The 22882-nt window shown below is 59.1% G+C and carries 18 protein-coding genes; 11 read left to right on the forward strand and 7 right to left on the reverse strand.

The features are described 5' to 3' along the window. Position 1 precedes the first annotated feature (1 nt). The 3 genes from BW950_RS12235 to BW950_RS12245 all read left to right on the forward strand — a co-directional run bounded on the left by BW950_RS12235 (position 2) and on the right by BW950_RS12245 (position 3531). Positions 2-1828, forward strand: a complete 1827-nt coding sequence (locus BW950_RS12235; protein WP_143559235.1) for a TrkH family potassium uptake protein — start codon at positions 2-4, stop codon at positions 1826-1828. Positions 1829-1911: 83 nt separating this feature from the next. Next, a complete protein-coding gene (locus BW950_RS12240; RefSeq protein WP_076489594.1) occupies positions 1912-2619 on the forward strand; it encodes a potassium channel family protein in 708 nt (235 codons plus the stop codon). A 48-nt stretch (positions 2620-2667) separates the two neighbouring features. Continuing rightward, entirely contained in the window at positions 2668-3531 is an 864-nt protein-coding gene (locus BW950_RS12245; protein ID WP_143559236.1) for a hypothetical protein, read from the forward strand. On the opposite strand, the gene BW950_RS12250 is transcribed toward BW950_RS12245, so the two are convergent. After that, positions 3522-4598 (reverse strand): serine/threonine protein kinase, encoded by a 1077-nt coding sequence (locus BW950_RS12250; RefSeq protein ID WP_076489596.1) that lies wholly within the window; start codon positions 4596-4598, stop codon positions 3522-3524. The genes BW950_RS12245 and BW950_RS12250 overlap by 10 nt on opposite strands. Then, positions 4595-6793 (reverse strand): Tex-like N-terminal domain-containing protein, encoded by a 2199-nt coding sequence (locus tag BW950_RS12255; protein ID WP_076489597.1) that lies wholly within the window; start codon positions 6791-6793, stop codon positions 4595-4597. Before BW950_RS12255 ends, BW950_RS12250 begins: the two co-directional genes overlap by 4 nt. 146 nt (positions 6794-6939) lie before the next feature. Between BW950_RS12255 and speA the strand changes: the two genes are divergently transcribed. The 4 genes from speA to BW950_RS12275 are packed head-to-tail and all read left to right on the forward strand — an operon-like array spanning position 6940 to position 12375. Then, a complete protein-coding gene (gene speA, locus BW950_RS12260) occupies positions 6940-8853 on the forward strand; it encodes a biosynthetic arginine decarboxylase (protein WP_076489659.1) in 1914 nt (637 codons plus the stop codon). Positions 8854-8891: 38 nt separating this feature from the next. Next, positions 8892-10127: a saccharopine dehydrogenase family protein gene (locus BW950_RS12265; RefSeq protein WP_076489598.1), complete on the forward strand. Its 1236-nt coding sequence runs from the start codon at positions 8892-8894 to the stop codon at positions 10125-10127. Positions 10128-10132: 5 nt separating this feature from the next. After that, entirely contained in the window at positions 10133-11416 is a 1284-nt protein-coding gene (gene nspC / locus BW950_RS12270; RefSeq protein WP_234969105.1) for a carboxynorspermidine decarboxylase, read from the forward strand. A gap of 29 nt (positions 11417-11445) precedes the next feature. After that, the gene (locus BW950_RS12275) at positions 11446-12375 is read left to right on the forward strand and encodes an agmatinase family protein (RefSeq protein ID WP_076489599.1); all 930 of its coding nucleotides are present in this window, start codon (positions 11446-11448) and stop codon (positions 12373-12375) included. Between the two features lie 77 nt (positions 12376-12452). Here the strand turns inward: BW950_RS12275 and BW950_RS12280 are convergent, their stop codons facing one another. Beyond that, entirely contained in the window at positions 12453-13340 is an 888-nt protein-coding gene (locus BW950_RS12280) for a cation diffusion facilitator family transporter (RefSeq protein WP_076489600.1), read from the reverse strand. A 220-nt stretch (positions 13341-13560) separates the two neighbouring features. On the opposite strand from BW950_RS12280, the gene msrA reads away from it, so the two are divergent. Next, the gene (gene msrA / locus BW950_RS12285; RefSeq protein WP_076489601.1) at positions 13561-14142 is read left to right on the forward strand and encodes a peptide-methionine (S)-S-oxide reductase MsrA; all 582 of its coding nucleotides are present in this window, start codon (positions 13561-13563) and stop codon (positions 14140-14142) included. On the opposite strand, the gene BW950_RS12290 is transcribed toward msrA, so the two are convergent. Next, complete coding sequence (locus BW950_RS12290) at positions 14063-14884, reverse strand: purine nucleoside phosphorylase YfiH/LACC1 family protein (protein WP_076489602.1); 822 nt, start codon at positions 14882-14884, stop codon at positions 14063-14065. The genes msrA and BW950_RS12290 overlap by 80 nt on opposite strands. A 130-nt stretch (positions 14885-15014) precedes the next feature. Here BW950_RS12290 and BW950_RS12295 point away from each other — a divergent pair, with 130 nt between their 5' ends. After that, entirely contained in the window at positions 15015-15398 is a 384-nt protein-coding gene (locus tag BW950_RS12295) for a RidA family protein (protein ID WP_076489603.1), read from the forward strand. Here the strand turns inward: BW950_RS12295 and BW950_RS12300 are convergent. Next, positions 15395-15727, reverse strand: a complete 333-nt coding sequence (locus tag BW950_RS12300; RefSeq protein WP_159438796.1) for a PilZ domain-containing protein — start codon at positions 15725-15727, stop codon at positions 15395-15397. The two genes, BW950_RS12295 and BW950_RS12300, sit on opposite strands and share 4 nt — an antisense overlap. A gap of 186 nt (positions 15728-15913) precedes the next feature. Between BW950_RS12300 and BW950_RS12305 the strand changes: the two genes are divergently transcribed. Continuing rightward, positions 15914-18019, forward strand: coding sequence for a methyl-accepting chemotaxis protein (locus BW950_RS12305; protein ID WP_143559238.1), 2106 nt, complete (start codon positions 15914-15916; stop codon positions 18017-18019). Positions 18020-18097: 78 nt separating this feature from the next. Here BW950_RS12305 and BW950_RS12310 read toward each other — a convergent pair whose 3' ends face one another. Then, positions 18098-20554, reverse strand: coding sequence for an SUMF1/EgtB/PvdO family nonheme iron enzyme (locus BW950_RS12310; RefSeq protein WP_159438797.1), 2457 nt, complete (start codon positions 20552-20554; stop codon positions 18098-18100). A 245-nt stretch (positions 20555-20799) separates the two neighbouring features. Here BW950_RS12310 and BW950_RS12315 point away from each other — a divergent pair, with 245 nt between their 5' ends. Next, positions 20800-21633 carry a TatD family hydrolase gene (locus tag BW950_RS12315; RefSeq protein ID WP_076489607.1) on the forward strand — a complete coding sequence of 278 codons (834 nt, stop codon included), beginning with the start codon at positions 20800-20802 and terminating at the stop codon, positions 21631-21633. Here BW950_RS12315 and BW950_RS12320 read toward each other — a convergent pair. Beyond that, the gene (locus BW950_RS12320) at positions 21627-22814 is read right to left on the reverse strand and encodes an ATP-binding protein (protein ID WP_076489608.1); all 1188 of its coding nucleotides are present in this window, start codon (positions 22812-22814) and stop codon (positions 21627-21629) included. The two genes, BW950_RS12315 and BW950_RS12320, sit on opposite strands and share 7 nt — an antisense overlap. Between the last annotated feature and the right edge of the window lie 68 nt (positions 22815-22882).

The following is a 22882-nucleotide window of genomic DNA, read 5'->3' on the forward strand; positions in this document are numbered from 1 at the left end:
TTTGACAGACCGCGCCTGGAGCGCCTACTATCAACGGGTGCGCTATCTGTCTGGTATCGTCTGGCCCGCAGCTCTCACCGGAACAGCCCTGGGCGTTGCAGCGGTCTCCTTGTTGCTGGTCCAGGGGACAGTCCGGCCTGCGGGAATAACTCCTGCAGGGATCGTCCCCTCGGGGGTTGTCCCATTTCTGGTCGCTCTCGATGTGGCCATGGTCATTCTGGTAGCTGCGGAGTTTTTCCTGGGTCTTTACCGTGCTCCGGTAAAACGAAACTTTTTCCGCCATCATCCGGTCTCCCACACCCTGTTGCTCCTCTTCCTGCTCTTCCTGGCCCTTGAGCAGCGGCTCTTCCTGACAGGGCTTCCCTGGAGAGGAGCCACCGTCACGGGGAGCTACCAGATTATCCTGATCATCCGAAATCTCTTTCTTCTTTCCCGGTTCCTGGATCGGCTCCGAAAGCTCTCGACGGTGGTCAGTGCTGTGGTATTGCATCCGGCCCGCACCGTGGCAGCAAGCTTTTTTTTCGTTATCCTCGTAGGGGCCTTGCTCCTGATGATGCCCGTTGCAACCCTTGACGGGAGGGGCCTGCCCCTGATCGACGCGGTTTTCACCGCCACAAGCGCAGTCTGCGTCACCGGACTGATCGTGGTCGATACCGCCACGGTCTATACCGTCTGGGGACAGATCGTCATCATGCTCCTGATCCAGGTGGGAGGACTGGGGATCATGATCCTCTCTCTCTTCACGGTGGTCATCATGCGGCACTCAATATCGGCCGAAAAGCAGGTCCTCCTCTCGTATATGCTAAGCGAAACCCCCATGTCCAATCTGGCATCATCTCTCAAACGGATCGTCCTGATTACCTTTGGGGTGGAGCTTGCCGGAGCAACGGCGCTCTTTTTTCTTTTTGCCCCCGTAGCAGAGAATCTCCCTCACCAGATTCTGCTGGCTCTTTTTCACGCCGTCTCGGCCTTCTGCAACGCCGGATTTGCCCTCTTCTCGACCTCCCTGGAGCAGTTCCAGGGAAACCCCGGGATCAACGGCGTTATCGCTGCCCTTATTATCGCAGGAGGGATCAGCTTCGCCGTGCTGACCAATTTGGCCCAGGTGATCAGAAGCAGGATAGCCATCTCTCTCTTCCATCGCCAGGAACGGCTTATTTCTCTCACGGTCAATTCCCGGGCCGTGCTTCTGGTAACCGCTCTGGTTCTCACGGGTTCGTTCCTGGGGTTTTATCTCCTGGAACACGGTCGCGCCATGGCCTCCGGGGGCATAGGGATTCAGTACCTGACGTCCTTTTTTCAGGCTGTCACCCTCAGGACAGCGGGATTCAACACGATTTCTCTCGAAAGTCTTGCCACAGCCACCTATCTGCTCATGATCACCGCCATGTTTATCGGCGGGGCCGCCGGCAGCACTGCCGGAGGACTCAAGGTAAACAACGTGGCGGTGATCGCAGCGTTTCTGGAGAGCAAACGCCGAAACCGGCAACAGACGGTCCTTTTCGGCCACGCCCTGACGCCCTGGCAGATCTCCACGGCCTTCTCGGTTCTGGTCTTCGGGCTTGTCTCGGTGACGGCAGGGGCCTTTTTTCTGGCTCTCACCGAGACGGGGACCCTCACGGACTACCTCTTTGAATCGGTCAGCGCCTTTGCCACGGTGGGACTCACCACGGGGTTGACCTCCCGGCTGCCCGCCTTCGGGAAGGCCGTCGTCACGGTGTTGATGTTCGTCGGCCGGGTGGGCCCCCTGACGCTCCTGGCCGCCTCATCCGGGGAAAAGACAAAAACAACCATATCCTACCCCACAGCGGGAATTTCTGTGGGCTGACCTCTCTGAAGGTCCGGGATATAGTCCGGGAATAATATGGTCAGGGAATACATGATACTCCAGGAGAAACGGGAGAAACGGGAATGGCAAAAAAAAACAAACCGAACCAGCGAGTCTTTGCGGTCTTTGGCCTGGGCATATTTGGGAGGAAGATCTGTGAGACCCTGACCTCCCGGGGTGCCCAGGTGATCGCCGTGGACAATCAGCCCGAACTGGTGGAGCGGGTGAAGGAAACGGTGATGCAGGCCTTCCTCCTGAACTCTACTGACGAAGAATCCCTGGCACAGCTTCCTCTGGAGGATGTGGATGAAGCGGTGGTGGCCATGGGAGACAGCGTGGAGGCGAGCATTCTTACCACGGCACTGCTGAAAAAGTTTGCCCTTCCCCGGGTGATTGCCCGTGCCGTGAGCACTGTCCACGAGCAGGTGCTTCGTCAGGTTGGCGCCGATGAAGTGCTGAACCTGGAAGAGGATGCCGGGGTACGCCTGGCCAGCCGGCTGGTGGCGCCCCAGGTCCTGGAGCGAATCTCCATCTCCCGGGATATCAGCGTGGCCGAGCTCTACACTCCTCAGTCTATCACGGGAGTGGCCCTGGCAGAGCTGAGCCTCCGCCGGAATTACGAGATCAATATCATCGCCATAAAGCGGATCACCCAGGAGGTGGACGAGACGGGAAACCCGCTCCGGCAGGAGCAGGTCCTCTTCCCGACCCCCACAGAAACGCTTCAGGAGACCGATGTGATTCATATCGTAGGACGGAACGATGCGATCGACCGGTTCCGACAGCTCTGACGGGAAACCCCGGCGGAACTCCGGGTCGGGAAAGAAAGGAAGGCACTTGTGACATTCCTTATGCGACGCCGCATGGTGGCGGCCCTTATTGTGGTTCCTCTGGCAACAATACTTCTGCTGGGGATTACCGCCTGGTGGGCGGTGACCCTCGCCGGGGAGACAGATCCTGCGGGGATAAAGGTCATGGCGGAGCGACTCCTGCTCGCCGGTTTTCTTGCGGCAGCTCTGGTGGGGCTCACGGCAGCCTTCGTTCTGCGGGACGCCGTGAACGTTCATGCCGCTCTTGTGCGTTTAACCGAACTCAATCGCCGGGGCCCCTCATCGACAAAACGGGCGTTGCACCGCTTGGGAGAGGTGGGAACGCTCATCCTGGGGCTTCTTCATGAAACAGAACGGCTCAGCGCACAAAAAACAACCCGGATCTCGGCCATGAGCGCTCTTCTGGGCGTCCTCGTTGTCCGAAGCCCCCGAAAATTTCTTGTGGTAAACCCCGCAGGACGGGTATATCGAGCCTCCCCTCCCGCTCTGGAGTCACTGGAAAAGGCCCTGTCCGAGGTCATCGACAAACCTGTGGATGCAATCCTTCCCGGAGAACCCTTCGCACACACCCTGGCAGCCCTTGAGCGGAGTCCGGAAATACACACCCTCAAGGCAGGGGCTTCGGAGATCACCGTTCTGCCCGTGCCAAACGATCAGGGCCAGACCGCTTACTACTTCTACGATCTTGAAGGCCGGAAGGAAACGGCCCTTCAGGAGTTTCTGGAGAGCCTGAGACAACCCGAGAGGCCAGCCCCCGGAACCCCGGGGCACACCGGCGATTCCACCGCTCCTGCCCTGGCGGGGGGGCTGCAACGGTTCTTCTCGCGAAAGAATGTCCGGCCACCGACCCGGCCCGGAGCAGATCAGAAATAGCGGCTTTGCTCGCGAAGGTCCTCGATCTCCTTTATCCAGAAGGCCTCGTTCCCCCATTGAGGAAAATGCTCCCGGAACCAGTAGTCCTGGCGCTGTCGGGCTCGCCAGGCAAGAAAGTGAATCATTCGCATGAACCGCAGGGGCTCGATCAGCTCGATCTGCTCCCGCGGGAAGGGACGAAACTGTTCGTAGCCCTCCAGAAGCAACTCCAGCTCCCGTCGGGCCTCCTGAACGTGATCGGGCAGGAGCAACCAGAGGTCCTGCACGGCAGGCCCCATCATCATGTCGTCAAAATCGATCAGCAGGAGCCCTTCACCGGGCCGATCCAGGATGTTGCCCCGATGACAGTCTCCGTGGAGACGGTGCTCGGGCATCCCTGCAAAGAGGGGGAGGATTTGCTCCACCGCTGATCGGGCCACCTCCTCGAACTCGGCGGCGCATCCCCCGTGAACCACACCGCTCTGGAGCAGCTCTTCCACGTAGGCGCCGGTCCAGCTTCGGGGATCCACCCGAACACGCTGAAGCGCCTCCTCGCGGAGCGCTGCGGCATGCATCCTTCCCACGATAGCACCCAGACGAAGCCAGTCCTGATCGCTTTCGGCGTCGAAGCTCCGCCCCCCCCGTTTGGGAAAGAGCGCAAAGAGAAAAGCCTTTCCGCCGGAGGATGGACCCGCTCCCCGGTCGGAGTCAGCACGCTCGCCGTCGGAATCGCCTTCGGGGCCGGCCGGATCAAGCTCCACCTCAAAGAGAGTGTCCCCCTCCTCATCGGCAAGAGGAGCCACCACGGGCACCTCCCGGCCGACCAGATCCTCAAGAAAGCGGTGTTCCTCCAGGATCGCCTCCCGGCTCCACCGTCCGGGCCGGTAGAACTTCGCAACCAGGGGCTCCCCATCGTCAGAACGGAGTCCGTAGACCCGGTTTACGTAACTGGCGTAGGGTTCAACCGTTCCATCCAGAGAAAAGGGGAAAAACGCCTCCACCGCCATGGTCACCACGTGGGGGGTAAGATCGTCAAAACTGCCCGGAGAGGGTTCTGTGGTATGGGCAGGTTCTGCTGGGTCGCTCATTGCCGTTCCTTCCGGTCCTGGCCAGGGGACCTTCGCTTCAGTTCTATCCGTTGCCGCTCCGTATCCACGGCGAGCACCTCCACTTCCAGAACCTGCCCCACCCGGACCACATCACGGGGATCCCGCACATAATGGTCAGCCAGATGGCTCAGGTGAACAAGGCCGTCCCGATGGACACCGATGTCCACAAAAGCCCCAAAGCGCGTCACGTTGGTCACCACCCCGGAAAGAGCCATTCCCGGCGAAAGGTCACCAATTTCCCGGACATCCTCCCGAAACGAGACCGCCTCGAAGGTTTCGCGCGGATCCCGGCCCGGCATAGCCAGTTCCGCCAGGATATCGGCCATCGTGAAGGCCCCCGCCTCCCGGGCGTAACCCTCGGGGTCCAGCCCCTCACGCAGGGAGGGGTTCTCGCAAAAATCCCGAAGGGAACACCCTCTCTCCCGGGCCATCCGCTCAACCAGGGGGTAGCTCTCAGGGTGAATTCCTGTCCTGTCCAGAGGGTGAGCCGAGGTGCGGCAGCGCAGAAACCCCGCAGCCTGCTCCCACGTCCGGGGGCCAATCCCGGGGACATTCTGGATTTTTGCCCGTTCAGGGAAGGGCCCTGTCTCCGTCCTGTAGCTGACGATGGCCCGTGCCAGGGTTGGCCCAAGACCGGAAACCCGCGCCAGCAAGGCCGGGCCGGCGGTGTTGATCTCCACCCCCACGGCGTTCACGCAGGACTCGAGGGTTCGCCCCAGGGCCTCTTGCAGCCGACCGGGGTCGATATCGTGCTGGTATTGCCCCACGCCCACCGCAGCGGGATCGATCTTGACCAGTTCCGAGAGGGGATCCTGGAGCCTTCGGCCGATCGAGACGGCACCCCGGATCGTTACGTCCAGATCGGGCATCTCCTGCCTGGCCTGGGGCGAGGCAGAGTACACTGATGCCCCGGCCTCGTTGACCCGGACCAGCGGCAGGAGCTCTCCCGCAGGGTCTCGCAACTCCAGAGAACGAAGAAAGTGCTCCATCTCCCGTCCACCCGTACCGTTTCCGATCGCCACTGCCTGAGCTCCATGGCGTTTTGCAAGGCCTCGCAGGGTTGCCGCAGCATCGCTGGCCCGCTCCTGGGGTGGCAGGGGATAAACCGTGGCGTATTCCAGAACCGCTCCCGTTCCATCGAGGGAGACCACCTTGCTCCCCGTGCGAAACCCCGGGTCCACCGCCAGAACGGGTCGCTGTCCCAGGGGAGGAGCCAGAAGCATATCCTGAAGGTTTGCTGCAAAGACCGAGGTTGATTCCTCCTCGGCCCGTTCCCGCAGGGCTTTCCTGACCTCCTTTTCCAGGGACGGTCCCAGGAGCCTTCGGTAGGCGTCCCGGGAGACCCGCTGGAAAAGCTCTCGTCGTTCCCGCGAAGAGACGCTGGCCTCGGCGCTTAAGGCCCGCTCCACTTCCCGCAGAGCAGCATCTTCAGGAGGGCGCACCGTGACCCGCAAGGCCCCTTCGGTTTCGCCCCGAAAGAGCGCCAGAATCCGGTGGGCCGGACAGGCCCGAGCCGGTTCACGCCAGGAGTAATAATCACGGTACTGTTCATCCTGTCCGCCCGAGGTCTTCGACGAAGATTTCGTTTTGGCCTGGCAACTCTCCACAGCGGCCTGACGGGCAAAGAGAACCCGCAGCCGTCCTCTCAAGACAGGATTTGCGGCACATCCCTCGGCAAGGAGATCTTCCGCCCCGGCCAGGCGATCCTGGGGATTGTCCAGGGTGCTTCCCTGGAAGGAAGAGGCCAGATCCCGGGCCGTGGCAGATCGGTCGTGCAGCAGAGCCCGGGCCAGGGGCTCAAGCCCTGCCTGACGCGCCTGATCCGCCCGGGTTGTCCGGCGGGGACGGTACGGCAGATAGAGATCCTCCAGGACAGCCAGCTCACCGGCTGTCCTGATCGCCTTCTCCAGATCGGGGGTGAGTTTCTTCTGGTCCCGGATCGTCCCAAGGATGGTCTCGCGGCGCTTCTCCAGGGCCTCTCGCCGCTGGGCGCAATCGGCCAGCGCCCGAAGCTGAACCTCGTCGAGCCCCCGGGTCCGTTCCTTGCGGTAGCGAGCGATAAAGGGAATCGTAGCTCCTTCGGCCAGCAACGCCAGAGCTCCCGCCACCGCAGCAGAATCAAGGCCCAGTTCCTGTGCAACCGCCCCCGCGATGGGGGTTCCGTTCTCTTCCATGTCCCTAGTTGTACCGCGCCTTGCTCCTCAAGACAAGGGAGCCCACCGGGAAGGCCCGGTTTTGCCGCTTTCCCGTGACGGGGAGGTTTGCACAAAAAAGAATTAGAGAAGACAGGGGAGATTTTTTTTGGTATGATTCCCGGATAATGCAGGAGATGCTCAAACGCTGGTCGATTGCCGATGCAGCAAACACCTACGGGATCAAGGAATGGGGAGCAGACTATTTTGATCTCTCCCCCAGCGGCGAGGTAGTGGTCCGAACCACCTCTGAAACGGGCCAGACAGAGACAAGCCTTCTCGATATCATCCGCGGCGCAGAAGCCCGGGGGCTGGGAATGCCCCTGCTTTTGAGGATAGAAAACCTGCTGGATCAGCAGATAACCCGCCTCAACGAGAGCTTCTCCCAGGCCATGAAAGATTCGGGCTACACCGGTTCCTACCAGGGGGTCTTTCCCATCAAGGTAAACCAGCAGGCCCAAATTATTGAGGAAATCACCCGCTTCGGCAGCCGCTTCAACCACGGCCTGGAAGCGGGAAGCAAGGGCGAGCTCATGATCGCCCTCTCCATGATCCAGTCCACGAAGAGCCTCATTGTCTGCAACGGCTACAAGGATCCGGAGTTCATCGACCTGGGGCTCCAGACAACCCGCATGGGCTACAAGGTCTTCTTTGTGATCGAGACCCCCACGGAACTGCCGATTATTCTGGAGCGGAGCAACGCCCTGGGAATAGAACCCCTCATCGGGGTGCGTATCAAGCTTTCCAGCCGTGGAAGCGGCCACTGGCAGGATTCCGGCGGCGACAATTCTATCTTCGGCCTCACCACCAGCCAGGTTGTGGATGTGATGGACCTGCTGAAGAAGCACGATATGCTGCATTGCCTACAGTTGCTCCACTATCACCTGGGAAGCCAGATTCCCAATATCCGGGATATCCGGACCGCTGTCCGGGAGACCGCCCGCTATTACGCCGATATGGTCCGGGAAGGGGCTCCCATGGGGTACCTCGACCTGGGAGGCGGTCTGGCTGTCGATTACGATGGCAGCAAAACCAACTTCGTCCACAGCAAGAATTACAGCCTCGACGAGTACACCGCCGACGTGGTGGAGGTCCTGATGAGCGTCCTGGACGAACGGAGCGTTGCCCACCCCACGGTTATCACCGAAAGCGGCCGGGCCACCGTTTCATACTGTTCAATTCTCCTCTTCAACATTCTGGACGTCACCCAATACACCCCGGGGCGCTTTCCGGAAACCGAACCCGACGACGCTCCCGAAAGCATCCGCAATATGTACGAGGTGCGGCGCACCCTCTCGGTGCGAAACCTTCAGGAGTGCTATAACGACGCGATCTACTACCGCGAGGAAATCCGGGAAGAGTTCGAGTACGGCAAGATTACCCTCCGCCAGCGAGCCCTGGCGGACAACCTCTTCATGGATATCATCCACCAGATCGCCGATCTTCTGAAGAAGGTCAAGCGTCCGCCCCGTGCTCTGGAAGAACTCCAGGAGGGGCTCTACGATATCTACTACGGCAACTTCTCGGTCTTCCAGAGTCTCCCCGATGTGTGGGCGATCGATCAGATTTTTCCGGTTATGCCGATCCATCGACTCAACGAGCAGCCCCGCCGAAAGGCAATTCTGGCCGATATCACCTGCGATTCCGACGGCAAGATCGACACCTTTGGGGCCGTCCACGATATCCAGAAATCGATCCTCCTCCACGAGCCCCGGGACGACGAGGAGTACTACCTGGGAGTCTTCCTGGTTGGGGCCTACCAGGAAACCCTGGGGGACCTGCATAACCTCCTGGGAGATCCCCACGTGGTGAGCGTCCGGATCAACTCCGACGGAGGCTTCGAGTTTGTCCGGGAAATTGAGGGAGACTCCATCGCCGATGTACTGAGCTATGTGGAATACCAACCTAAAGATCTGGTAGAAAACTTCCGCAGGAAACTGGAGCAGGCTGTCCGGGACGGCCGCCTTTCGGTAGCGCAGCGGCGAACCCTCCTTCAGGCCTATGAGACGGGAATGCGGGGATACACGTACTACGAGCGGTAGGATCGGGAACCACCAGAAACGGGGAAAGGAAGGAAGAGATGGCAAAAGTAGTAATTATCGGTGCAGGCGGTGTAGGCCAGGTGGTAGCCCACAAGTGCGCCCAGGTCCCGGAGGTCTTCCAGGAAATCACCCTGGCAAGCCGGACCGTTTCAAAATGCGAAGCGATCGCCGAAGACGTTCGCAGACGCCAGGGGAGATCCCTGAAAACTGCGACGGTCGACGCCGATCAGGTGCCCCAGCTGGTCAGCCTGCTGGAGAAGGAGAAACCGGACCTGGTAATTAACGTGGCCTTGCCCTATCAGGACCTGACCATCATGGAGGCCTGCCTGAAAACGGGCGTCCACTACCTGGACACAGCGAACTACGAGCCCCGCGACACAGCCCGTTTTGAATATTCCTGGCAATGGGAATACCGCCAGCGCTTTCAGGAGGCAGGTCTCATGGCGCTCCTGGGAAGCGGCTTCGATCCGGGGGTAACCAACGTCTTCACCGCCTGGATCGCCCGCCACGCCCTGGACGAGCTTCAGACGCTGGATATCGTGGATGTAAACGGCGGCGACCACGGCAAAGCCTTTGCCACAAACTTCAACCCCGAGATCAATATCCGGGAGGTTACGGCACCCTGCAGGCACTGGGAAGAAGGTGCTTTCCGTGAGACTCCGGCCATGAGCAGCTCCACCCGGTTTGCCTGCCCCGAAGGGGTGGGAATGTATCAAATCTACCGAATGTACCACGAGGAGCTGGAAAGTCTTGCCCTGAACTTCCCGACTCTCAAAAAAGCCCAGTTCTGGATGAGTTTCTCCGAGAACTACCTTACCCATCTGCGGGTCCTGCAGAACGTGGGGATGACCCGGATCGACCCTGTGAAATATCAGGGACAGGAGATCGTGCCGCTGCAATTTCTCAAGGCTGTCCTGCCCGAACCTTCCTCGCTGGGCGAGGATACCCGAGGCAAAACCTGCATCGGCGTGATCGCTCAGGGAATACGCCAGGGGAATCCCCACAGCGTATACCTCTATAACATCTGCGATCATCAAGAGGCATTCCTCGAGGTGGGCAGCCAGGCCATCAGCTACACCACGGGAGTTCCCGCCATGATCGGCGCCAAAATGATGCTCCAGGGGCACTGGATGAAACCCGGCGTGTGGAATATGGAAGATTTCAACCCCGACCCATTCATGGACGATCTGAACCGCTATGGTCTGCCCTGGACCCTCCAGGACCCTGCCCAGGTGACGATCCCCCAGGCCGACCCGGCCCCAGAATCCCGGTGAGTCCTGTGGAGAGAACCTCCCCTCTGGCAGACCCGCGCCCCTACACCCTGGAGGGGCGCCCCTACTTTCAGGGGTTCGATCCCGGAGCGGTTCCATCGCCCTGCTACGTGGTGGACCGGGCCGCCCTGCGGTGGAATCTGGAGGTCCTGCGGGATATCGGCGACCAGAGCGGCGCCTCGGTCCTCCTGGCTCTGAAAGCCTTCGCCCTGCCCCAGGTTTTCCCGCTCTTCCGGGAGTACCTGGACGGAGCCTGCGCCAGCGGAATCTACGAAGCACGTCTGGCCCGGCACGAGTTTGCATCACCACCAGCAGGGAAACTTCCCGATGGGCGCTCTCTGAGGCCCTGCACGGTTCACACCTTCAACCCGGCCTACCGCGACGAGGACCTGAAGGAGCTTCTGGAAACCTCGGACCACCTGATCTTCAACTCCCTGGACCAGTGGGTTGCCCGGCGAGACCTGTGTCTCGGAGCTGCAGAAACGCGGCCTCTCACCTTCGGACTTCGGGTAAATCCCGAATGTTCCCTGGGAAGAGTGGCGATCTACGACCCCTGCGCCCCGGGCTCGCGCCTGGGAATAACAGCCCGGGAGCTGGAACGGCAGCGGCAAAGCCACTCCCGGCAGGGGATCAACCCCCTGGAAGGAATCTCGGAACTTCATTTTCACACCCTCTGCGAAGACTCGGCCGAAGCCCTGGAAGAAACCCTGGAAGCCCTGGAGGAACGCTTCGGCGAACTCCTGCGAAACCCGGCCATAACCTCCCTGAACATGGGAGGTGGCCACCACATCACAAAACCCGACTACAACAGAGCGCTCCTGAAGGAGCTCATCACCAGGATCCGTCGCCGCTACGAAGTCGAAGTCCTGCTGGAACCCGGTGAAGCTGCGGTAATCCACACGGGAATCCTGGTGTCCACTGTCCTGGATCTGCCTCAAAACGACACAGCCCTGGCTATCATGGATACCTCTGCCACGGCCCATATGCCGGACACACTGGAGATGCCCTACCGGGCCGAGGTTTGGGGGAGCACCCAGGGAGGGGAATACCGCTACCGTCTGGGCGGACAAACCTGCCTGGCGGGAGATGTGATCGGCGACTACAGCTTTTCCAGCCCTCTCCAGAGAGGAGACCGCCTCGTCTTTGACGATATGTCCCATTACACCATGGTAAAAACCACCAGCTTTAACGGGATGCCCCTGCCGGCAATTGCTCTCTGGGATTCGGCGGACCAGACCCTGGAGGTCGTGCGCCTCCCCCGTTATGAAGATTTTCGCGCCCGCCTGGGCTAACCCCGGCCGGGCCACCCAAGGAGTCAACCATGCCAACTGATCACCCCCCGATTATCAAGCCCTTTTTGGGAAGCGAGTATCCCCAAACACCACCGGAACAAGCCCTCTTTCACATCATCCCCGCCCCCTTCGAGGCGACCGTCTCCTACGGTGGCGGAACCGCTGTAGGTCCCGAAGCAATTATCGCCGCAAGCGACCAGCTGGAACGCTACGACGGCCACAGTTGCCCCGGAGACGAGGGAATCCACACCTGGCCCGAGGTGGATTGCCGGGGCACTCCCCGGGAGGTGCTTCCCCGCATCGGGCAGGCCCTGGAAAAGGCCTCCCGCGCCCACGGGAATCGACCCGTTTCGGTGCTCCTGGGAGGAGAACACTCCATCACCGCCCCGGCCGTAGCGGCCATGGCAGAAAAGTTGCGAGAAGAAACAGGAGAATCCACACCACTGGGAGTTATTCAAATAGACGCCCACGCCGATCTTCGGCAGGAATACGAGGGGTCATCCCTGAGCCACGCCTCGGTGATGCGCCGGATTCATGAGGATCTGAACCTCCCCGTAATCCAGCTGGGAGTTCGAGCCCTCTGTACCGAAGAGGCTGACTACCGGCGGCGGACAGCGGGCCCCTCCCTGACCTGGTGCGACGGCCCCGACCTGGTCCCGTCGGGAGCCATGGAGTTCGCCTTCCCGGAAAACTTTCCGCACCGGATCTACCTGACGCTGGATGTGGATGGTCTTGACCCCTCGCTCTGCCCCGCCACAGGCACCCCCGTCCCCGGCGGCCTGGGGTGGTATCAGACCCTGGGCCTTCTGGAATGGATCACCTCCCGGAGGGATCTGGTGGCCTTCGATATGGTGGAACTGGCGCCCATTCCCGGGGTTCACGCCGCCGACTACGCCGTGGCAGAACTGACCTACCGGATTATGGGAATGATCAGCAGAAGCCGCACAGCCCCGGCCTGACCCAAGGGGCTGAACCGGCCCGTCTGAACCGGCCCGTCTGAACCGGGCGGTCTGAACCGGCCCCTACCGCCCCCTCATCACCCCGAGGGGAGCGGTTTCCAGGGCTCCACGTGGGTGATCACCCGGGTATCCTCGCCAAAACGATCCTTGATCCGGGCTTCCACGGCCGTAGCGATCAAATGGCCAGCATCGACAGTGATCGATCCGTCCACACGGAAATGAACCTCCACAGCCACGGTGGTCCCCAGCTTTCGGGTCTTGAGATTATGAGGGTCGCTCACCCCGGGAACAGCCGCCACATCTTCAAGAATACGCTGACATTCCTCCCCGGGAAGGGCCACGTCAGTCATCTCCCGGATTGCCAGCACCGAGGTCTTGATCCCCACCCCGATAATCAGCACCGCCACCAGGGCTGCCGCCAGGGAATCCATAATTCTCCAGGACGGACCCAGCAGAGCTGCCGCAACGATCCCCGCGAAGGCTGCCAGCGACGAAAGCGCATCGGACCGGTGGTGCCAGGCGTTGGCTGCTACCGCAGGACTTCCTGAGGCAATCCCTGCCCGGCGTGTTACCTGGTACAACCCTTCCTTCACCAGGATGGAGACAAAAGCAGCTCCCGCAGCGTAGAGTCGGGGAGGTGGCGGAGCATCTCCTGCCAGACTCCCCAGGGCAGACTGCACAGCGTCCCAGCCGATGCCTACCCCCGCTCCCGCCAGAAGCACACCCACAAAGAGAGCGCTTACCGTCTCGTACCGGCCATGGCCAAAAGCATGGTTGTCATCGGGAGGACGGCTTGCCGCATGCAACCCCAGGAGAACAGCGCCGTCGGTAATAAGGTCCGACAAAGAATGAAATCCGTCGGCCACGAGAGCCCGGCTTCCTGCAAGGATGCCCAGGGCGATCTTTACTCCGCCCAGAAGACAGTTGAGGACCGCCCCGGTAAGAGTGATATGCATAACGTTCATAGATCTTCTCCCAGAATTATCAAAAACCCTCCCGCTGTCAATCGAAGGGGAAAAGAGATCGAAAGTCCCCTCGACGGCAAGCCCTTGGGGCAGTACTTTATACATCGGAAAGGCCGCCGGGAACACCCCGACGGTCAACCTCAAGCCCCCCACCAGAGGGGCGCACGAACATAGAGACATAGAGACATAGAGAAAACAGCGACCCCTGGAGGCAGAAACCATGACCAGATCACCCCTGAGCGAGACCGGCACCGATACAGCGACCCTGGGAGGCGGTTGTTTCTGGTGTCTTGAAGCGATTTTCCAGCGCCTCCCCGGAGTGCTTCAGGTGGAGCCGGGCTACGCCGGAGGAACCCGGCCTGACCCCACCTACGAGGAAGTCTGCCGGGGCGATACAGGACACGCCGAGGTGGTAAGAATTACCTTTGATCCCCGGATCATCAGCTATGAAGAACTACTGGGCACCTTCTGGCGAGCCCATGATCCAACCACACTCAACCGTCAGGGAGCGGACCAGGGAACCCAGTACCGCTCGATTCTTCTCTATACCAGCGAGGAACAACGCCTCCAGGCAGAGAAATCCCGGGATCAGTGGAACGCGAAAAACCCCTCCCGGCCGCCCGCGGTGACCCAGGTGGTGCCCCTGGAACGATTTTTCCCGGCCGAGGAGTACCACCACGATTATTACCGGAACAATCCCCGAGCCGGATATTGCCGACTGGTCATTCAGCCCAAGGTGGAAGCGCTCTTTCCCCGGGATCAGGAGCAGGATCGGCACCGTTCCACAGAGCAGCCAGGGTAACCATTCGCCCCGTCTCGGAGCCCTCCCGGCGAACCGAAAAAAACCGGGGATCACAGGAGTTGCAGATACCGGCATCCAGAATTTCCCCGGGAAAACCGGCCCTCCGCAGGTTTTCCCGAGAAGCCCTCTGCAGATCGATCCCGTAGTATCCCCCGCCCCGGGGAATCACCGCCCGGGGGCATTCCAGATCATCCTGAAAAACCCTCTTCAGAAGTGCATCGCTCTGAACGTAGCAATCGGGGCAAATACCTGGACCATAGATCACCCGCATATTCTCAGGACGGCAACCCAGAGCGACCATCCGCCGAAACAGTTGCGCCTCCAGACGGAGCGCGATTCCCCTCCATCCGCAGTGCACGATCCCCAAAAGACCCTTGCGACGATCCTGTATGACAACCGGAAAGCAATCGGCCGTGGTTATCCCGAGGTAGAGCCCCCGTTCCCCGGTGATCAGTCCGTCGAAGCCCTTCAGATTCTGGCGATCCGGCAAGACACCCTCACCACCTGAGGAACCATCTGCCTCAAGGATCTTGTCACCGTGCTCCAGGAGCACACGGACCATCCGCTCCAGGGCAATCCCCGAGGCCTCGCCCAGACGTCGATAGTTTCCGGCAACGGCGGTTGTATCGAGACAGCTGCCGGTCGCACCATAGAGCATGTTACCGTTCTTCCGGGTGGTGGTGACAAGATCCAGCTCCTCATGACGAAATCGCACATACCAGGGGCTCTCTTCCTGAAGCATCTTTACCTCCCGGACGGATTGAATTATTACCGTCCCACAGGATACCCTGAGGCACCCAAAGAGAAAACCTCCAGAATCATCCAGCAGGAGGGGCCCTCGGCGGAGAACCCCGAAGGAAAGAGAGAAACCGATGAAACACCAGGCCATCACAACGACAGATGCTCCCGCCGCAATCGGACCCTACTCGCAAGCCCTGCGGGCGGGTGATTTTTTATACACCTCAGGGCAGCTTCCATTGGACCCCGCAACGATGACAATCTCCTCCCCCGACATTCAGGACCAGACCCGGCAGGCTCTGGAAAACCTGAAAGCTCTCCTGAAAGCAGGAGGCTCAAGCCTGGAAAAAACGGTCAAGGTTACGGTGTTCTTAAAAGATCTGGAGCAATTCAGCGCCATGAACGAGATCTATCAGAAATACTTTGGCCCTACCCCCCCTGCCCGTTCCTGCGTGGAAGTAGCCCGGCTTCCGAAGGACGCAGCAATCGAGATTGAGGCAATAGCGCTAGTGGACTAATCAGCAGCACCGAGGAAGGCAGCTATCTTCTCCACATCAAAATCGAGCACCTCGGTAAACTCGATTCCCACATCGTAGCCCCCGCCTTCGCGGGGGCTGCATCGAAGCACAACGCCCTCCCCCTGAATCGGCGGAGTTGAGTCGTCTTCGCCAAGCTGAATCATCAGATAGACCCTGCTGTAAAGATCTACAGGTTCATCCACCTGGCAACCAATTCCCGCAGTGCTGATATCCGTTCCCCGGGAGGGAATAAAGGTCTCTTTGCCAAAACCAAGGTGTATCAATTGCCGGAGCCGATAACGGGGGCTCTGTCGTCGATCTTGTTCCATTCCCCCATTATACGCCCTTCCAGAAAAAAAACAGGATTTCATCACAGGGTTTCCGTTTTTTGGGAAACGCTGAAAAATTCGGCGCCCTGTGTTACTCTGAAAGTACCGTGGCATCCGGCAGAAGATGCCCTGAGAGGCAGGCCTGTCCTGCATCACCCCAGGCAACTCCTCACAAGGAGGAACACCTTGAAGCGCCGCAAAACCATGACAGTTCGAATCGTCTCTCTGGCCGGTATTATATTCCTCGCCATGACCGCCCTGCTTTTGGGTGTAATCTTTCCGGGCCACTACCGGGAAACCCTCAGAACGATCCGCTCCAGTCTTTTCCACGAGATTCAAAAGGAATCCTACAGCGTCTATGGAACCATCTTCGCACCTGTGGAAATCCTCACCGAGCAGTACGCCGCGATAATTAACGAACTGGGCTTTGAAGACCTGGAAACACTGGAAAGAATCAGCCGGACCCAAATCGCCGCACGGGACCTCATCGTCGGTGGTGGCTACTGGCTCGAGTACTACACGATTCCCGACGAGAAGTTCTTTGGCCCTTTCTGGTATAAGGAGGGTGATGATATTCTCCTCACCTGGGAATACAGCAACGAAGAAAACGACCACACCCAATTTGACTGGTATCGGAACGATGGGATAGCGACCAACCAGACCGTTGTCTGGAGCGATCTCTACGAGGACGCCGTCACCGGTGTTCCCATGATTACCGCCACTTCTGCCCTGATGCAGGGGAGAGACAAGACCGGTGTAGTCACCATCGATATCGGCCTGGAAGAGCTAACCGATTACTTTTCCCGGATAGAGATAGACCTGATCTCTGATTATACCCTTACGCTACTCTCCCGGGAGGGCGAAGCCATAATCAGCAGCGACACCAGCCGCACCGGAACACGCCCCTTTGCCCGCGGCCCTGAAGAAGGGCAGGAAGCGCTCTTCGAGGAAGGAAACGCTCTGGTTGTCTACGCTCCCATCGCATCTACAGGGCTGGTTATCGCACTGGACACACCCCTGTGGCATCTCACCGTTCCGGTTACCCGGAGTCTGGCCCGGGGCATCCTTCTGGCCCTGGGAGTCCTTGCCGGATCGATACTCCTTCTGGGATTTGTCATGAACCGCCGCATATCTTCGCCCATCAAAAAGACAGTACAACTGTTGCAGGAGATATCCCTGGGAGCAGGAGACCTCACCCAACGAATAGAGAGCACCAGTAACGATGAACTGTCAGAGATGGCCACCCACTTCAACGAGACACTGAAGAAGGTACAGAGCCTGGTGGTCGGAGTAAAAACTCAGTCCCGGGTTCTGCAAAGCACCGGTGATGATCTTGCAGCCAACATGGAGGAGTCATCGGCGGCGGTCCAGCAGGCCAGCAGCACCCTCCAGGAGATCAAGGCAAAAACCTGCGACCAGGCATCCAACGTCGAGGAGACCACCTCCACGATGAAGGAAATAACCAGAACGATCTCTGCCCTGAAAGACCGAATCGATGAACAGGCCGCGAGTGTTACGCAATCATCCTCAGCGGTGGAAGAGATGCTGGCCAATATATCCTCGGTCACGGCCAATCTGGGGAAAAACGCCGAGAACGTTAATATGCTCACCCAGGCATCGGAAAAAGGCCGAAACGACCTCTCCTCTGTGGCGGAACAGATCCGAAAGGTCTCGAAAGACTCCGAGGGGCTGATCAAGATAAGCTCCGTCATCGGGGATATTGCCCGGCAAACCAACCTACTCTCCATGAACGCTGCCATCGAGGCGGCTCACGCCGGTGAATCCGGAGCAGGTTTTGCTGTAGTAGCCCAGGAGATCAGAAACTTGGCCGAATCATCGGCAAAGCAAGCAAAAATGATCTCCAGCGAACTCAAAAAGATCAAGGAATCGGTAGCCCTCAGCGTCGGGGCCACCGAGGAGGTTCTTCTTCAGTTTTCTGATATCGACCAGCGAATACAGACGGTCTCGGAACGGGAGGCAAGCATACGCAACGCCATGGACGAGCAGAGCGCAGGAAGCCAGGAAATACTCCGGGCCATTGGTCTTCTCAACGAGATCACCTCCCAGGTGCAATCAGGAGCTGTGGAAATAATGTCGGGAAGCACCGAGGTCATCCAGGAAAGCCAGCGCCTGGGAGACGTGACCCTCGAGGTCACCCAGGGAATCGAGAGCGTTGCCCTGGGAGCCCAGGAAATAACCCGGGCCGTCCAGACGGCCCGGGAGTTGAGCAATACCACCAAAGAGACCATCCTGGCGCTCAATCAGGAGCTGGAAAAGTTCAAGGTTGAGTAGGCCCCGGAGATAACCCGAGACAGGCCCGGCACAGCAGGCGCGCCGGGCCCGGGTGATACCGCCCCGAACACGGCCCATTTAAAAGACCCGGGCGGCCCGAACCCGTCGGATCTGGCTTTTACCGAGCTCCCCCCTATCCCCGTCATCGAAGCTCTGGCGCCAGGCATCGAGGCTACTGATCTCGGAGGAACTCCAGTAGTTTACGTCGCCAAATCCTCCCAGACCCTGGGCATGCAGATTCTCGTACATCAAATTCAATTCATCCCGGGAAGGAAGGAACCAATCGTCGAAGATCGTTCCGTTACGCTCCACAATCAGATCATGGGCAAGCCTCGCAGCGTAATCACTCCTGTTATTACGGGGCTCCACATCCCCGAAGGTGTGTACTATTTCTGCCGTGTTGCTTGCTCCCGTGCCAACTGCCGTGCCCCGGGCCTGGAGACCCACTTCCGTTGCATAGCCGCCCCAGGGCTTCCCGGACCACTCCGTCCCGGCTGGAGCCGCTTCAAGATAGGTCCAGGGAAAATCATCTGCTTCGTCTACGTAGGCTATCCGTCCGCCCGCAGGGCCAAAGTCACCGATACCGTAGGACAGATCGACCGTTCGGGCAGGCCGAACACCGAAGCCACGGGCATTCCAGGGATAATCTTCGTGGCGAAAACCAACCGTCACAGGAACCGTATCATCCCATCCGACGCCACGGAGAACACGCGCCCCCCCAAAGGACGGCCCCCGATAGTCAACCTGTGATTCCCCAGGATACTCTGCCCTCCAGTCCCAGACCCACTCCCAAACATTCCCGCTCATATCATGAATCCCCAGCTGGTTGGCTTCTTTTGTTCCCACCGGCTGGGTTTTTTTCCCCTCACCGGTATCACTGTTGCCTGCATGCCACGCGACCGCTCCGGTGGCAGCCGGGTCAGCATGATCAGCCCGTGCACCCGATGCATAATTGTGGGGGGTCCAGTTGGTTCCGTCCTGATAGCTCGCCCCATACTGCCACTCTCCCTCGGTGGGCAATCGATAGCCTCCTGCGGACCGGTCCAGGTATGGATTATCGATCGCCCCTTCACCACCCTGGATACCATTGCCTGCCCTCGAGTCCCGTATGGGTCTGGTCCGTTCCGGATCCTCGTAATACACCGGACTCAAGCCTGACATCTCACTGTAGGCATTCATCCAGACAATCGCGTCACGCCAACTAATCATGGTAACAGGCTCGTGCCGCCCCTGCGCGGTGGGCTGCCCTCCTGTCCTGCCACGGCTTCCTTCACGCCCCGGCCGGGCGAAACCATATCCATTATCCTCAGCCCACCGCCTGACGGTGTACCATAACTCGTAGGTTACCTGATAGCGGGCTATTTCAAAGCTCGATATGCTATGGTCAAAGCTGTTCTGTTCCCCTTCCGATCTCTGTCGGAAGACACCACCAGGAACAGAGACCATCTCCCGGAAATCAATATCGGAAAGATCTCGATACGGGCCAACAGGGTTGACCTCGAATCGAACCCGCCGGGAACTGATCATGGTACCCCTGGAGACCACCAGGGAGAGCCAGTAGGTTCCGGGAGTCGAGGCAACCCCCGATGGCCCGATCCTGAGGGATCGCCCCGTCTCACCCGGTATGACCATGCCGTTCAGGTACCATCTGATTTCATCGGGTTCCGAGGCAGGATCCAGAGTCATCTCTATGGTCACGACCTCTCCGTGATCAATGTTCTCAACAAGACCGTCGAGCGCAATATTATAGGGGTTGTTCAGGTCGCCCCCAAGGTTCACCAGAATCGCCCCAGGAGGCGGAGGAGCCTCACCGTATATCAGAAGATCATCCTCGGTCAGGGGAAACACCCCCGACGATTCCTCTCCCTCAATAATCCGCACAGCAACGTGTAACGGCCAGGCCACGTGGTCCCCGTCTTTTAGCAAAAGGTTCAGCGTATAATATCCGGTGTCCCATAGACCGGTATAACTGGCCTCGGCATCGGTGGGGCTGATTACGAAGGAACCGGAGATGTCATGCTCTGATCCTCCCGCCGGTACAAGAGACGCTTCTATCACCGGGCTATCCAGGGATTCCTGTGGCCAGCTGATGAAAATATTCAAGGTTCCCGATCCCTCCAGGGGATAAAGGGCTACATCGGCTTTCGCGGTCGCGCCCGATTCAACCTCAACCGTCGCAGATCCATAGGCGACAACCACCCCGTCGGAGTTTTCCGCCTTGACGGTAACTGTCCAATCACCCTGCGCAAGATCCGAGAAGGTAACCGTTGTACGGGATGAATTAATCCGGTTGCTCTGGACAGGCCCGGGTCCATTCACGCGAACACGATAGGCCTCGATCTCCATTTCTATCTCGGGAAGGATCGTAGCACCGGAGACGAGGGAGGTCTCAAGAGAGACCGTTAGCGATCCTCCCGAGGGTGAGGGAGAACTCCTGGAACCATCGGCCTTGAAGGGGTTTTGACAACCAGCAAGCACTAGCGTCACTCCAATCAGCACCGCAGGGACAATACCATGACGATAAGACCGATACATTCTTCCTCCTCTTTCCTCAATGAGAGACCATGATTTTCGTGAAGACCAAAGAAAAGCACCGGGGCATCCCGGTTTTTTTGAAAAATCTTTTCTGTCCACATACACCATGTACATTGAGGGGGGAGTTTTCGCTTCGGCCATTTGAATATTGCCCTTTCCCCGGCATGGCCCGGACCCGGCGGGCACACTGAACCGCCGGGTCAGTGGTTGCTGAAAGCGGGAGGATACTGAATACTGGGTTTCGTATGAAAAAGACTCCCCTGGATATATCCCGGGTCTCCCGGGAAACTCCCTGGATACCCGGCATGAGCGACAGCCATTTTCACAGCCAGGCCCTGGCAGACCAGGGGCTTGATCCCCGGAAGCTCTTGCGTGAACTTCGCAACCTCGGGATGGGCCCCCTCATGGACGTGGCGATCACCCCCGAGGACACCGACAAGACCGGAGACCTGCCCCGGATTTATCCAGCGCTTTACCGGTCCTGCGGCCTTCATCCGGTGGCATCCTGCCGCGAAGACTGGCGTGAGGCCCTGGCCCTGATCGACCACAAACTTTCACAGGAACCATTTTCAGCTCTGGGCGAGACAGGTCTGGATTGGTACCGAACCTATGCGCCCCGGGAACGGCAGCAGGAGATTTTCGATGCTCAACTTGCCTTGGCATCCAGCCATGGCCTGCCGGTAATCGTTCACAACCGCGAAGCTGATCAGGACTGCCTGGAGGCCCTGAAAAAGGCAGCTCTCTCCCGAGGCGGAATCATGCATTGCTTCAGCTCATCCCCAACTTGGGTGAAATCCTTTGTTGATGCAGGCATGTATATCAGCTTTGCCGGAAACATCACCTTCCCCTCGGCCCGGGAGCTCCGGGAAGCCCTGGTTTGCGTCCCCAAAGAGCGGTTGCTCCTCGAAACAGATGCTCCCTTTCTCGCTCCTCATCCCCATCGGGGGAAACTGAATCATCCTGCCATGGTGGCTTTCACCTACGCAACGGCGGCGGAGCTGCGCGGAGAAAATCTGGAGGATCTTGTCCACCAGGTCTCGGAAAATCTGGAAACCCTCCTGGGCGACCTGCCTCAGTAGGTCCCCGGAAGGATTATCGTGACGCACGTGCCTTGCTGCTCCTGCGACCGAATCTGCAAGGCCCCCCCATGGGCCTCGACAACATTTTTTACCACCACCATCCCCAGGCCGGTTCCTCCGGCAGAACGGGTAAAAAAGGGCTCAAAGACCCGGTCCAGAACGTCGGGGGCCATTCCCACTCCGTTATCCTGAATTTCAAAGGTGACTGACCGCTCCTGACGAAGAACCCTGATCTGAATCGTTCCTTCCGACGCACAGGCCTTTCGCGCATTGTCGAGGAGGTTCAGAAGAGCCCTCACCATTCTGTGGAAATCAACGACGATGGGAACATCCTCCTCAATAACGGTTTCCACCGTTACCCCTGAGGTCCGGAAATACTCTTGCCCGCAGGCGATCGCTTCGGAGATCACCAGTGAGGGAGCTACCACCGACATATCGAGCCGCACCTCACCGCGGGTATAATCCAGCAGCTCGCCTGCCATGTGGGAAAGCCGCTCCGCTTCCCTGGAGACACGGCGGGCAAAGTCACGAACACGATCGGGATTGTCAGCCACGTGTTCCAGCATGGAGGCATAGCCCTTCAGAACAGCTACGGGGTTTCGGATGTCGTGAAGAATCATATCGGACATTTTCCCCAGGTTGGAAAGGCGCTCATGGTGAAGGATTTCCTGCTGTGCTTTTTCAAGCTGATCGTAGGCGCGGGACAATTCCTGATTGCGGTGATTCAGATCAGCCACAAAACTGTCGTTGCTCTCGCGGACGATCGCCGAGAGAGATCGCATGACGGCCAAAGCCAGCCTGGGGAAGCGCTCTACCAGGCCCTGAAAGATATCTCGCGAAAGGGAGAGTAATTCTACCGAAGCCCTGGCGACCGCCGTGGCACTGCGAGGGAGACTGTCCACCAGGGCCATCTCTCCGAAGAACCGGCCAGGCCCGTACTCTGCCAGAAGATTTTCCCCGGAAGAACCGTGGTTCTTCCAGACCTCTACGGACCCGGTCATGACGATGAAGAGACAATCTCCCTGCTCTCCTTCACGAAAGATGACAGAACCACCAGAGAAAGATTGCTTCTCGCAGGCCCCCAGGATCTCTTCCAGAAGCTGATCCGACAGATTTTGAAAAAAATAGGCCTTCCGCAAAAACTGAAAGGCGTTGCCAAGAAATTCGCCTCTTTCCTGCAAACCAGCCCCCTTAAAAAAGAAATAAAAAAAGAGCCCCCGAGGAGGCTCTTTTGCTTGCCATGGCTTAC

Source organism: Alkalispirochaeta americana, assembly GCF_900156105.1.
Lineage (GTDB): Bacteria > Spirochaetota > Spirochaetia > DSM-27196 > Alkalispirochaetaceae > Alkalispirochaeta > Alkalispirochaeta americana.